The following is an 11,871-nucleotide window of genomic DNA, read 5'->3' as shown; positions in this document are numbered from 1 at the left end:
CGCCGCATGAGCCTTTGCAAGACTCGTGCGGCGTGAACGCTTCAAACCTGAGCTCAGGCGGCCGGGCCTGCCTTGTCGGCTTCGGTTGTGAAGGCGTCGGCGTAGAAGGCATCCTCGGGCAGATGACACTGTGTCGTGAAGTCCGCCTTGGCCGCATCCACCATGACCGGTGCACCGCAAGCGTAAACCTCGTGGGTCGATAGGTCCGGAATGTCGCGCATCACCGCGTGGTGCACGAATCCAGTACGGCCACTCCAAGCGTCGTCATCCTTGGGTTCTGACAGCACCGGCACATAGTCCAGCCAAGGCAGCGCAGCGGCCTGTGCCTGCGCCCAACCGTGTAAATACAAGTCTGCCTTGCTGCGACAGCCCCAATACAGCACCGCGGGGCGCGTATTGCCTTGGGCTTGCATGGATTCAATGATGGCCTTGATCGGCGCCAACCCGGTGCCCGAGGCCAGCAGCACGAGGGGCTTTTTACTATCCTCGCGCAGGTAAAAGCTGCCAAAAGGGCCCTCCAGGCGCAAGATGTCCCTGTCCTTCATCGCACCAAAGACGTGGTCGGTGAATTTGCCCCCGGGCATGTGCCTGACATGCAGTTCAATCTGCTTGTCGTCAGCCCCGTGCGCGTTTGCCATCGAGTAGCTACGCCGGGTGCCGTCGCGTAGGATAAGCTGCACGTATTGGCCGGCGTGGTAGTCGAGTCGGTCGTTTGCGGGAAGCTGCAGATGGATGATGGCCACATCCGGCGTTGGGCGCACGATGGAGATGACGCGGCAGGGCATCTTTTTCACTGCAAACATGCCCGCAGCAGGCAGTTCGTGGCTTTCGATCACGAGATCCGTTTTCGGTGTTGTGCGGCAGGCGAGGATGAAGCCCGCTGCGCGTTCGGCTTCCGAAAGAGCCTTAAGCTGATGGACGCCGAGTTCGAATTCGCCCGATATCCAGCGGCATTTGCATGAACCGCAGGCACCATCTTGGCAACCATAGGGGAGTCCCACCCCCTGCCGAATGGCGGCAGCCAATACGGTTTCGCCGCTGCCGACTTCGAATTGGTGTTCGCTGGGTAAAACTCTCACTGTCAGGCTCATGATTGACTTGATTCCATGTTGATGCGTGTGTTCCGTAAACCTCGGTTGCTCATCGTCGGTTGTGGCGACGTCGGGATGCGTCTGGCTGAGCTTGCGCGACCGCGCTTTCGCGTTATCGCACTGACATCAAACCCGGAGCGCGTAGGGATCCTGCGCCAAGCGGGTATCGTTCCTTTGCTTGGCAATCTGGACGATGTAAACAGCCTTTGGCGCCTGGCCGGCTTGGCGCGCTGGGCTGTCATGTTGGCGCCGCCGCCGGGCGCCGGGTTGCATGATCCGCGCTCAATGCATCTCACCACAGTCTTGCGAAACGGAATGATAGGTGCAGCGCGAGCTCGACCGCTGCGGGTGGTTTACGCCAGCACCTCGGGAGTCTATGGCGACTGTGCGGGTGCGCGGGTGTACGAGACGCGCCCGCCCCATCCCCAGTCCGACCGTGCCCATCGACGTCTGGATGCGGAGGCCCGTTGGCGTGGGCTTGGTCGAAGCCCCCATGCGCGCGTCGGCATTCTTCGCATCCCTGGAATTTACGACGCGCATGGGCGGTCGCCCGCAAAGCGCTTGCGCCAGGGCATCCCGGCCCTATGCCCGCAGGACGATGTCTACACAAACCATATCCATGCGGATGATCTCGCCCGCATCGTCCTGTTTGCCCTGTTTCGTGCCGACCCGAACCGGATTTACCACGCAAGCGACGACAGCTGCATCAAGATGGGTGAGTATCTTGATCTTGCTGCGCAAGAGTATGGCATGCCGCCGCCACCCCGGGTGGCGCGTGCGCAGGCGCTGGCAAGCGGTATCTCACCCATGGCTTTGAGCTTCATGACGGAGTCGCGCATTTTGGACAATACGCGCATGCGCACTGAACTCGGTGTGGCATTGTGTTACCCCCAAGTGGCGCAAGGGCTCCGCGGCGAGTGTGTGCGCCCCCTGTCAGAAAAGTCGGGCGCAAAAAAACGGGCAGGGTGACCTGCCCGTTTCGGCGTCGGTGCGCAGGATCAGCCCGCCGAGCCGTTGTTTTCCGGAATGTTCAAAGTTGGCAGCGCCTTGCGTGTTTCGACCAGCATCAACGGTCCCTCGTCCGCGAGCGCTAAGGGCTTGCGCTCGCGCGGCGCGCGCTTTGGCACGCTCATCTGGCGCAAAGCACGTTGGGCCTGCTCGACGCGTATGGGATCCGACTGCACCCATTGCAGTCCGGCAGCCTGCACCACAGCGTTGAGGTCAGGTATGGGCAGGGACTCGGGAGTCGGCTCCAAGGCAGCGGCCGTGGCACTTGCCACTTGAGCGCTGGGGACCACGGGCTCTGCCTGCGCAGGAGTTACGGCGATTGCCGGCGCGATCAACGCAGGCTCTGCGACTGGAGCCGGTGCAGCACGCGCAGGCTCAGCAACAGCGGCGGGTAGTTGCCCGGCATTCTCGGCTTGAGCGCCGGCATGCATCGCCATCATTGCCGCGCCAGCGCTCGCCACAGAAGTCGGTGCATGGGCGACATGGCGCTCGAGGCTTGGCAAGGATGATTCCTCAGCGGTGGGCTGCGAAGTCGATCTTTGATCGGTGTCCGTCGTTTCCTGCCCAACCGGTTCTTGTTGATCTTCAGGGTTGACGGCATCGCTGATCGTCGCTTCCTGCGATCGGCCACCGCGGCCTCCGCGGCGCCGGCGGCCCCGGTTGCGACGCGTTGTCGCGTCGCCACTGGCACCCTCCAGCGGCGGCGCGGCTTCATCGAGCACCGGCGATGGTGTGATGTCCGTTAGTGCCACGGGCGGCGTGAGCGTTTCATCCGGGACGGATGCGCCGGGTTGTTCGGACGGCGCGCGTGTGGGCGCTGGCAAGGTCAGGCCGAAGCTTTCCCAGGTCTCTTCTCCTGCGGCAGGAGCCTGAGCCGGGCGTGGAGTTTGGCGGCCATTGCGTGGTCCGCGCTCCGGGCGTTCACCGCGGTCCGCACGCTCTGCCCGCTCAGGACGGGCAGGCTGTGTTTCCCCCGATTGTGCGGGCCGAGTGCCTTTGGTGGGTTGCTGGGCAAGGCTGCCCCCAGCCGCGTTGCGCTCACCGCGAGCGGAGCGGCTCTTGCCGGTGGGGCTATCCGAGGCCCCCTCGCCTTGCCCTTGGCGGCGTCCCTCGCTCAGGGCAGCGGGTTCACGTGCACTGCGTTCGTTACCTTTGGCTCCCTGTCGGCTGCCGTCGCGCCCGCGGCCCCGATTGTTTCGGGAGGCGCCGTTGCCATTGCGGCTCGCCGCGCTGCCCGGTGCGGAGGGTGTGGGTGACGGTGCAGATGGGGCAGTGACCTGAACCGGGGTGTGTGTCTCACCGCCCCCGAATACCTTGCGCAGCCAGCTGAAGAAGCCAGCGCCGCCAGAGGTGGTGGAGGTCTCGGTCTTGACGGCCTGCGCAGCAGCAGAGGGTGCGCGAACCGGCGGGCTTGATGGAACAGGCGCCGACGGCGCGGGTCCTTCGGGCGTGATGCCGCGAACCAGGGCCTCTTGGCGCGGGCGCTCATCCTTTTCGCTGCGCAGGATGGTGGTTTCCTGCTCGAATTCTTCCGCCATGCGGTAGCTGACGGGAAGGTTTTCCAGGCGTGGATCGTCGTGCTTGAGGCGTTCAAGCTTGTAATTCGGGGTCTCGAGCTGCTTGTTCGGCGCCAATAGCACCGAGGCGCGCTGACGCAACTCGATTTTTGTGATCTCGGCGCGCTTCTCGTTGAGCAGGAAGGAAGCGACCTCCACGGGGACTTGCACGTGCACAGCTGCCGTGCCCTCCTTCATCGCCTCTTCCTGGATGATGCGCAGAATCTGCAACGCGCTGGACTCGGTATCGCGGATATGGCCGGTTCCGTTGCAGCGCGGGCAGGTCACGTAAGCGCCTTCAGACAGCGCAGGGCGCAGGCGTTGGCGCGAGACTTCCAGCAAGCCGAACTTAGAAATTTTGCTTGTTTGCACGCGTGCGCGATCCTGTCGCAGGCAGTCGCGCAATCGGTCCTCCACAGCGCGCTGGTTCTTGGGCTCATCCATGTCGATAAAGTCCATGACAATGAGTCCGCCCAAATCGCGCAGCCGCATCTGACGCGCAATTTCCTCCGCAGCTTCCAGGTTGGTGCGCAGGGCCGTGTCTTCGATTGCGCTTCCGCGCGTGGAGCGCGCCGAATTCACGTCGACGGCCACAAGTGCTTCGGTGTGGTCGATAACGATAGCGCCGCCCGACGGCAGGTTGACGGTGCGCGAGTACGCGGTCTCGATCTGGTGCTCGATCTGGAAGCGCGAGAACAGAGGAAGGTCATCGCGGTAACGCTTGACGCGGTCCACGTTATCAGGCATGACGTGCGCCATGAACTGATGGGCCTGCTCGTACACATCTTGTGTGTCGATCAGAATTTCACCGATGTCACTCGTGAAGTAATCGCGGATCGCGCGGATGACCAGGGATGACTCCTGGTAGATGAGGAAAGCACCTTTTTGTGACTCGCCGGCCTCTTCGATCGCCGACCAGAGTTTGAGCAGGTAGTTCAAGTCCCACTGGAGTTCCTCAGCACTGCGCCCGATGCCAGCCGTCCGGGCGATCAGGCTCATGCCGTCGGGGTACTGCAACTGTTCCATGGTTTCGCGCAGTTCCTGACGGTCTTCGCCCTCAATGCGGCGGCTCACGCCGCCGCCGCGAGGGTTATTGGGCATCAGCACGAGATAGCGCCCGGCCAGCGAGATGAAAGTGGTGAGCGCAGCACCTTTATTGCCGCGCTCTTCCTTTTCCACCTGGACCAGCATTTCCTGGCCTTCGCGGATCACGTCCTGGATGCGTGCCTGCGAGGGTGCCACGCCATCCTTGAAGTAGCGGCGCGAGATCTCTTTGAACGGGAGGAACCCGTGGCGTTCCTCGCCATAGTCGACGAAACATGCTTCGAGCGAGGGCTCAACCCGAGTGACGACGGCACGGTAAATATTGCCCTTGCGCTGCTCGCGCCCGACCTGCTCGATGTCGATGTCCAGCAGCTTCTGACCTTCGACGATGGCGACGCGAAGCTCTTCGGCCTGCGTCGCATTAAACAACATACGTTTCATTTCAATATCTCCATCCCACCCATCGGGCGGGCTGCGTGACTGCAACGGGGCCACTTGGACCCAACTCGCGCAGCAGGCACGGTGCCAGACTGGAGAATGACCACAAGGTGGCGAGCAAGCTCGCCACCTCCTTCAGGACAAAAGCCTCGTGAGTGAGGCGCAGCCACCGGGATCTGGGCATGGATGCATGCTCAGGCACGGATTAGCTTCACACGTTCCATCCGCGAACCACAACCCCAGACGACGCGCCGCGCGGCATGCGATGCCGACAGCGGGCGCAGTGCGCGGGGCGGGATAAAGGCAGTTGGGAATGGGCACGTTATGCGTTTTGTCATGGACCGCGGCCTGGGGCCGGGTCATATGGGGCATTCTGTTCGTTCAGACTTCGAGCTTGCTGATCCAGCAGCAGGCCAGACAACCTCTTGGGTCTGGGCCGCTGGACGTGCGGACTTCGGCGCTGCGCAGAGACCATGCCCGTCGGTTGGGTTGCCGCTTCGGGGCTCCCATTGGCGGAGTTCTCGAAAGCGGCACGGATGCGGACCTAAAATGCCAGATCAATGGGCGTGAATCCTTCAGTTTGATTCAGGCCCCACGGCATTCAGATGCACATCCATCCACTCAGCCGGCCTCTGTTAGCACGCGCTTCGTACGCCAATTATATGCACCCTCCCACTCCAGCAGCAGCCACCGTGCTCCCAGTGGGCGAATCAGGGGCAGGCCAACGCTTGGACAACTTTCTCGCGCGCGTGCTCAAAGGGGTGCCTCGCAGCCACATTTATCGCATCGTGCGTTCGGGCGAAGTGCGCGTCAATGGCGCGCGCGCCGAGGCGTCGCAGAAGTTGAACGAGTCGGATCAGGTGCGTGTGCCGCCGATCCGCACCGCACCGCCAGGCACGGCAGCGCCGGCTCGGCAATACCCGATTCTGCATGAGGACGCGTGGCTACTGGCCATCAATAAGCCGGCAGGAATCGCCGTGCATGGTGGGTCGGGTCTGAGTTTCGGGGTGATCGAATCCATGCGTGCAGGCCAGGAGGGGCGTTTTCTGGAATTGGTTCATCGGCTCGATCGTGATACTTCCGGAGTGTTGCTGTTGGCCAAAAAGCGCAGTGCCCTGACTGCCGTGCACGCCAGTCTGCGCGAGCGCGAGGCTGACAAGCGGTATTTTGCACTCGTGGCCGGGTTGTGGAAGGGTGATGCGGTCACGGTGAACACGCCTCTGCATAAATTCCTCACAGTCTCAGGCGAGCGGCGCGTAAGGGTGGCGGCGGCTGGCGAGGGCCAACCGGCTCGAACCCAGTTTCGTCCCCTGCAGCGCTACCCTTGGCCAGATTCCGCGCTGGTCACAGCGACGGGCGTGCCGGGATTGACCCTGCTTGAGGCACGGATCCACACGGGGCGCACCCATCAGATCCGCGTGCATCTACAAAGCTTGGGGTTCCCCATTGTGGGCGATGAAAAGTACGGGTCCGAGGCCTTCAACCGGACTCTGGCACGAGGCGGTCTGCTGGCAGGGTTGCCTGGCAACGCCCGCATGTTTTTGCACGCGGCCAGGCTGGCGCTCAATCACCCACACAGCGGTCAGCCGTTGGTGCTGACGGCCGACTGGCCGGAAGAAGACGCACGCTGGTTGCGGCGCCTCAGTGAACTGTGCCGGCCGTCCCCCCAATCCTGAACACGCATATGTCCCCTGCACGAACCGCATATTCCCTCCTGGTCTTCGATTGGGATGGGACCTTGATGGACTCCACCGCCGTCATCACCCGGTCGATCCAGGCCGCCTGTCGGGATTTGGGCCTCGCCGTGCCCAGCGATGTTGATGCGTCCTATGTGATCGGCCTGGGCCTGGGCGATGCCTTGCGCTTCGCCGCACCGATGCTGGACCCAGGTGATTACGACAAGCTCTCGCAGGCCTACCGCCGTCACTACTTTGCACACGACAACGACCTTACATTGTTTCCTGGCGCGCTCGACATGCTGCTGGCACTCAAATCCGCCGGGCATAGCATCGCCGTAGCCACTGGCAAGTCGCGGCTGGGACTGGACCGCGCACTTGACCACACCGACCTGCGCCATCTGTTCGATGCAACGCGCACAGCCGATGAGAGTGAGTCCAAGCCGCACCCGGCCATGCTGCAACAGATCATGGAGACGCTCGGCCATGGCCCCGAGGAAACCCTGATGATTGGCGACACGACCCACGACCTGCTCATGGCGCGTAATGCAGGCGCTGCCGCGCTTGCCGTAACTTACGGGGCTCACGACGCTCGTGAACTGGCTGCATTGCAGCCCGTCTATGTGGCCGATTCAGTGGCCTCGCTGCAGCGTTTTCTTCTTGGCAAATGAGCCTGCAGCAGCATGTGGGTCAGCGCACACTGGTATTCTGCCCGCGCGCGGCTTTGGTGCCGCACGCGACGACGCTGCCTGAAAAGCCATGAACGATAAGCATCCTGAAGACTTTCCACGAGAACCCGCGCTCGGCGACTCTGCGCATCCGCCTTCCGGCGCATGGGAGCGCAGCGTGATGGAAAGGTTGGTATTGGAAATCGTCGCCGAAAAGCGTCGTGCTCGCCGCTGGTCGATTTTTTTTCGCCTGGTCTTCCTCGGTCTGCTGCTGGCCGTGCTTGGTGGTGGCTACATCGCCGAGTACACGAGCGGGACGTCGGCTGGCGCGCACACGGCACTGGTCGAGATCAACGGGGAGATTTCTGCCTCGTCGGTTGCCAGCGCGGACAACATCAACGCTGCTTTGCAGGATGCCTTTGATGATGCGAACACCAAGGCCGTGATCCTTCGTATCAACAGCCCCGGGGGCAGTCCGGTGCAGGCCAGCCAGATCAACGCGGAGATCTGGCGCCTGCGCGCAAGGCACAAGCACATACCCATCTACGCGGTTTGCGACGAGGTCTGCGCCTCGGCAGCCTATTACATCGCAGTGGCAACCGACAAGATCTACGTGAACCCGGCAAGCTTGGTCGGATCCATCGGCGTGTTGATGGAGGGGTTTGGCGTATCAGGGCTGATGGACAAGTTGGGGGTAACCCGGCGCCTGCTCACGGCAGGCGCTAAAAAGGGATTCATGGATCCTTTTTCGCCCATGCCCGAAGACCAGAAGACCTACGCGTTGGGGATGCTCAAGCAGATCCACATGCAGTTCATTGCCGCAGTCGAGAAGGGGCGCGGCAAGCGGTTGAAAATCAACGACGATACCTTCTCCGGACTGGTGTGGACTGGCGAATCCGCGGTGCAGCAAGGTCTGGCGGACGGTTTTGGCGACACCGACAGTGTGGCGCGCGACGTGGTGCATGAAAAAACGCTGGTGGACTACACCCGGAGTGAAAACGTGGTGGACCGGCTAGCCAAGCGTTTCGGTGCGTCTCTCGGCATGGGCGCCATGCACGAGATGATGCAAAGCGGTGGTTGGTCGCTGCAGTGACGCAGGAGACAGCCTTTTGCGAGCCGGTCAGTCCGCCAAAAAACCGAAAAGCGCCGGAATCTTTTCGGGCATGGCGATCCCTTCATGGCGCCATTGCTCCACAGTGCGTGTGCGCACGAACGCCTGCGGTCCTGTAAGACCGCAAGCCACAGTCAGCCGCGTCGCCGGTTGCAGAACGCGGGTCATGGCCAGCAGCAGCGAAGCGTTGCGGTAGGGTGTTTCGATGCACAACTGCGTCTGATGGCGCTGGGCGCTTTCGCGCTCGAGGGCCCGGATCGTCGCGTCGCGAGCCTCGGCCTGAACGGGCAGATAGCCCTGAAAGGCGAAACGCTGGCCATCCAGACCGCTTGCCATGAGCCCGAGAAGAATGCTGCTTGGGCCGACCAGCGGCACGACGGTAATGCCCAGCTCATGCGCGGCCGCAACGACTGCTGCGCCCGGATCTGCGATGCACGGTGCGCCGGCTTCCGACAGCAGTCCGATGTCCTGCCCATTTCGCGCGGCCTGCAACAGCGAGCGTGTGGAAGCACGGTCTAGTTGTGAATGCTTGGGAAGCACCGCCATGACATGCTGCTGCAAGGGCACCCGCAGGGGCGAAACCGCATGAATGGCCCCCAGAAAGGCCCGCGCCGTCTTTGCGTTTTCAACGATCCAGTGGTGCAGCGCGCTGGCAGCGTGGATCGTGGCCTGCGGCAAAATATCGCTGAGCGGCGTCTGCGCCACGTCGGCCAATGGCGTTGGAACCAGTAGGAGCCTGCCCTCCTGCGTCCTGGGCGGCTCCATCACGCGGCAGACCCCAATACGGGAAATCCCGCAGCGAGAAGCATGTTGCACAGGGCAATGAGTGGTAGCCCGACAATTGCCGTTGGATCGTCGCTGCTGATGGCTTCAACGAGCGCGATCCCGAGACTCTCGGACTTGGCGCTGCCGGCGCAGTCGTAGGGTTGGTCCGCGCGCAAATAGGCCTCGATCTGCATGTCGGTTAGCAGGCGCATGCGTACCCGCGTAGGGACCTCCTGCACCTGCGTCCGGCCATCCGGCGCGACGAGTGCAATTGCCGTATGAAACACCGACTCGCGTCCGCTCAGGAGGCGCAACTGCGCAGCGGCTGCATCATGGCTACCAGGTTTGCCCAGGACACGCCCCTCGCATGCGCATACCTGGTCCGACCCGATGACCCAAGCCCCAGGTTCGAAGGACGCGACGGCACTTGCTTTGGCCTTGGCCAATCGCAACGCCATCTCGCGTGGCGCTTCACTCGGCAGTTGAGTTTCGTCGGTCTGCGGGCTGCGCACAGAGAAGGCAAGGCGCAGGCGTTGCAAAAGCTCGCGTCGGTAGACCGAGGTCGAGGCGAGCACCAGGGGCGGATGGTCATGCGGCTGCGCAATGCCGTGCATGTCTTTCAGTCCTTTTCGAAAAACCGGCCCTCAAGCCAGGCGCCAATCAGGATTCCACCGATCACATAAAGGAGTGGCCAGTTGCCAACGCCAAGCGCGGCCAGCGCAGGGCCGGGACACACACCGCTCAAGCCCCATCCCACCCCGAACAGCGCGGCACCGATAATCGTACGGGCGTTGAGGTGAGAGGGATGAACACCCCAGCCTAGGCCGAACACTGGGGTGCGCATGAGTCTGGGGATGAAGCGATAGGCCAGCATCACGACGAAAGCGGCGCCGGCCATGACCAGCAAAAGGCCCATATTTCTGAGGAGCAGGAACTGGATGATCGCCTCGGGCTTGACCATGGTTGACAAGGCTAGACCGAAGCCGAAGAGGCTGCCGGCGAGCAGGGCGGAGACGAGTACAGGCAGGGGGCGTACGCGTTTGAGCATGTCAGAATCCCCCAAGCGCTCGCACCACATGCGCGGTAACGATCGCGGTGAAGAGAAAGGTGATGACCGCCAAGAGCGATGGCAATTGCAGCGAGCCAAGGCCGCAGATGCCATGGCCTGATGTGCACCCGCCGCCCATACGGGCACCGAAGCCGCCGATGACGCCCCCGAACAGAAGTTGCCAGGTCGGAACGCGAGTCACGAAACTCTCGCCGTGATTGAAGGCGATCGTGAACACCAGGGCTCCCAGGATCATCCCCAACGCATAGGTCAGCCGCCAGTTGCGGGTGGCTATGAATTTCTCTTGTCGAAAGTGTGGCCACGAGCTGAAATAGGACCATACGGCGCTATACGCAGTGCTCACTCCGCCAATGAACCCGGTGAGAAGAAACAGTAGGCTCACACCCGCGCCGATCGCAACACCTCCAGCGAGAAAGTGAGTCCAACCTGTAGGAAACAAGCGTGCAATCCAATCCATGTAAGTATCCGGAAAAATCGAAAACTGGACCCGTCCTTTTCGCTGCATGGGCGCTTGCGGCGCGCCGTGTACGACGCGCAGGATCGAGGCGGAAAACTCTTAAGTTTAGGAGTATTGCCAAGGCGGGCAGGTAAGCGAAAGTATGCGGGGCTACACTGCGCCCATGATGCGAGATGATCCTGCCAGTCCTGCGCCCACCGAGGAATTGCGCCTGAATCTGCAAGAGTTTGCGCGGCAGCAGCGTGTGCTTGAGGGGCGGTTTGCCGTGCCTGATTTGCCCCGCTTGGCGTCCTCGCTCATGGGCACACCCACTTCCCTGAAATCCTTGCATGCAAACTGGAGCTTGCGTGGATTCATGCGGCAACGAGCTGGCCAGCCAGCTCAGGCCGTGGTGGAGTTGAGTGTACAGGCGGTGCTGCCGATGCAGTGCCAACGATGTCTGCAGGGTTCCATGCAGGAAGTGCATGACACGGCGCTGTTCCGGCTGGTTGAGGAGGAGCCCGAGTTGACCATCGAGGAACTCGAGTCCGAGGAAGAGGCCTTGTGCGTGCGTGGAGCGACGGATGTCCGCAGCCTGGTGGAAGACCAGCTCATCCTCGCGCTACCGCTGGTTCCCATGCATGACGTGTGTCCTCAGCCCATCGTGGCCGAGGGCCTGCAAAACCGAGCTGCCGAGGCGCAGGTTCGCGGGACTCGCGAGTCGCCGTTCGCCGCGTTGGCGCGGCTGAAAAAGCCGGGCTAGATTTTCGGAACCCAAGAAGCCTGCGCGTGTACAATCGTTGGATTTTTCGCACGGGGTAGCACTATGGCCGTCCAGCAGAACAAGAAATCGCCGTCCAAGCGCGGCATGCATCGCTCGCACCAGCATTTGGGTCAGCCTCCTGTGGCGCTTGAGCCCACCACCGGTGAAGTGCATTTGCGCCACCACATCAGCCCAACCGGGTTTTACCGCGGACGCAAGGTCGTAAAGACCAAATCGGAAGAGTGA

The 11,871-nt window shown here is 62.3% G+C and carries 12 protein-coding genes; 6 read left to right on the top strand and 6 right to left on the bottom strand.

Going from position 1 to position 11,871, the window contains the following annotated elements:
- Positions 1 to 53 precede the first annotated feature (53 nt).
- A complete protein-coding gene (locus CD04_RS0114230) occupies positions 54 to 1,091 on the bottom strand; it encodes a CDP-6-deoxy-delta-3,4-glucoseen reductase (RefSeq protein ID WP_031407891.1) in 1,038 nt (345 codons plus the stop codon).
- A 15-nt stretch (positions 1,092 to 1,106) separates the two neighbouring features.
- Between CD04_RS0114230 and CD04_RS0114225 the strand changes: the two genes are divergently transcribed.
- Positions 1,107 to 2,060, top strand: coding sequence for an SDR family oxidoreductase (locus CD04_RS0114225; protein ID WP_038168416.1), 954 nt, complete (start codon positions 1,107 to 1,109; stop codon positions 2,058 to 2,060).
- A 29-nt stretch (positions 2,061 to 2,089) separates the two neighbouring features.
- Here CD04_RS0114225 and CD04_RS0114220 read toward each other — a convergent pair whose 3' ends face one another.
- Positions 2,090 to 5,140, bottom strand: coding sequence for an Rne/Rng family ribonuclease (locus tag CD04_RS0114220; protein WP_031407887.1), 3,051 nt, complete (start codon positions 5,138 to 5,140; stop codon positions 2,090 to 2,092).
- Between the two features lie 659 nt (positions 5,141 to 5,799).
- On the opposite strand from CD04_RS0114220, the gene CD04_RS0114215 reads away from it, so the two are divergent.
- The 3 genes from CD04_RS0114215 (at position 5,800) to CD04_RS0114200 (ending at position 8,574) form a co-directional block, all read left to right on the top strand.
- A complete protein-coding gene (locus tag CD04_RS0114215; RefSeq protein WP_031407885.1) occupies positions 5,800 to 6,813 on the top strand; it encodes an RluA family pseudouridine synthase in 1,014 nt (337 codons plus the stop codon).
- A gap of 8 nt (positions 6,814 to 6,821) precedes the next feature.
- Positions 6,822 to 7,484, top strand: a complete 663-nt coding sequence (locus CD04_RS0114210) for an HAD family hydrolase (protein WP_031407882.1) — start codon at positions 6,822 to 6,824, stop codon at positions 7,482 to 7,484.
- An 88-nt stretch (positions 7,485 to 7,572) separates the two neighbouring features.
- Positions 7,573 to 8,574 (top strand): S49 family peptidase, encoded by a 1,002-nt coding sequence (locus CD04_RS0114200; protein WP_031407879.1) that lies wholly within the window; start codon positions 7,573 to 7,575, stop codon positions 8,572 to 8,574.
- A 27-nt stretch (positions 8,575 to 8,601) separates the two neighbouring features.
- On the opposite strand, the gene CD04_RS0114195 is transcribed toward CD04_RS0114200, so the two are convergent.
- Genes CD04_RS0114195 through CD04_RS0114180 form a run of 4 tightly spaced genes read right to left on the bottom strand, consistent with a single transcriptional unit; the run spans position 8,602 to position 10,931 of the window.
- Positions 8,602 to 9,357 carry an SAM-dependent methyltransferase gene (locus CD04_RS0114195; RefSeq protein ID WP_031407877.1) on the bottom strand — a complete coding sequence of 252 codons (756 nt, stop codon included), beginning with the start codon at positions 9,355 to 9,357 and terminating at the stop codon, positions 8,602 to 8,604.
- On the bottom strand, positions 9,357 to 9,971 hold the full coding sequence (locus CD04_RS0114190; RefSeq protein ID WP_031407875.1) for a Maf family nucleotide pyrophosphatase: 615 nt from the start codon (positions 9,969 to 9,971) through the stop codon (positions 9,357 to 9,359). The genes CD04_RS0114195 and CD04_RS0114190 overlap by 1 nt, the downstream gene beginning before the upstream one ends.
- Before the next feature lie 5 nt (positions 9,972 to 9,976).
- A complete protein-coding gene (locus CD04_RS0114185; RefSeq protein ID WP_031407872.1) occupies positions 9,977 to 10,405 on the bottom strand; it encodes a DUF6691 family protein in 429 nt (142 codons plus the stop codon).
- Between the two features lies 1 nt (position 10,406).
- On the bottom strand, positions 10,407 to 10,931 hold the full coding sequence (locus tag CD04_RS0114180; protein WP_369792838.1) for a YeeE/YedE family protein: 525 nt from the start codon (positions 10,929 to 10,931) through the stop codon (positions 10,407 to 10,409).
- Positions 10,932 to 11,046: 115 nt separating this feature from the next.
- Here CD04_RS0114180 and CD04_RS0114175 point away from each other — a divergent pair, with 115 nt between their 5' ends.
- Positions 11,047 to 11,625, top strand: coding sequence for a DUF177 domain-containing protein (locus CD04_RS0114175; protein ID WP_197033135.1), 579 nt, complete (start codon positions 11,047 to 11,049; stop codon positions 11,623 to 11,625).
- A 63-nt stretch (positions 11,626 to 11,688) separates the two neighbouring features.
- Positions 11,689 to 11,871, top strand: a complete 183-nt coding sequence (gene rpmF, locus CD04_RS0114170; RefSeq protein WP_031407866.1) for a 50S ribosomal protein L32 — start codon at positions 11,689 to 11,691, stop codon at positions 11,869 to 11,871.

The sequence above is a fragment of the Thiomonas sp. FB-Cd genome, assembly GCF_000733775.1.
Classification (GTDB): Bacteria; Pseudomonadota; Gammaproteobacteria; order Burkholderiales; family Burkholderiaceae_C; genus Thiomonas_A.
The sequence above is the reverse complement of the archived record's forward strand: the minus strand, read 5'-3'. Positions and strand labels throughout refer to the sequence as shown.

Bases quoted from the DNA above. Each gene is read 5' to 3' on its own strand.
- CD04_RS0114230 (WP_031407891.1), bottom strand. From the start codon at position 1,091: ATGAGCCTGACAGTGAGAGTTTTACCCAGCGAACACCAATTCGAAGTC.
- CD04_RS0114225 (WP_038168416.1), top strand. From the start codon at position 1,107: ATGTTGATGCGTGTGTTCCGTAAACCTCGGTTGCTCATCGTCGGTTGT.
- CD04_RS0114220 (WP_031407887.1), bottom strand. From the start codon at position 5,140: ATGAAACGTATGTTGTTTAATGCGACGCAGGCCGAAGAGCTTCGCGTC.
- CD04_RS0114215 (WP_031407885.1), top strand. From the start codon at position 5,800: ATGCACCCTCCCACTCCAGCAGCAGCCACCGTGCTCCCAGTGGGCGAA.
- CD04_RS0114210 (WP_031407882.1), top strand. From the start codon at position 6,822: ATGTCCCCTGCACGAACCGCATATTCCCTCCTGGTCTTCGATTGGGAT.
- CD04_RS0114200 (WP_031407879.1), top strand. From the start codon at position 7,573: ATGAACGATAAGCATCCTGAAGACTTTCCACGAGAACCCGCGCTCGGC.
- CD04_RS0114195 (WP_031407877.1), bottom strand. From the start codon at position 9,357: ATGGAGCCGCCCAGGACGCAGGAGGGCAGGCTCCTACTGGTTCCAACG.
- CD04_RS0114190 (WP_031407875.1), bottom strand. From the start codon at position 9,971: ATGCACGGCATTGCGCAGCCGCATGACCATCCGCCCCTGGTGCTCGCC.
- CD04_RS0114185 (WP_031407872.1), bottom strand. From the start codon at position 10,405: ATGCTCAAACGCGTACGCCCCCTGCCTGTACTCGTCTCCGCCCTGCTC.
- CD04_RS0114180 (WP_369792838.1), bottom strand. From the start codon at position 10,931: ATGCAGCGAAAAGGACGGGTCCAGTTTTCGATTTTTCCGGATACTTAC.
- CD04_RS0114175 (WP_197033135.1), top strand. From the start codon at position 11,047: ATGATGCGAGATGATCCTGCCAGTCCTGCGCCCACCGAGGAATTGCGC.
- rpmF (WP_031407866.1), top strand. From the start codon at position 11,689: ATGGCCGTCCAGCAGAACAAGAAATCGCCGTCCAAGCGCGGCATGCAT.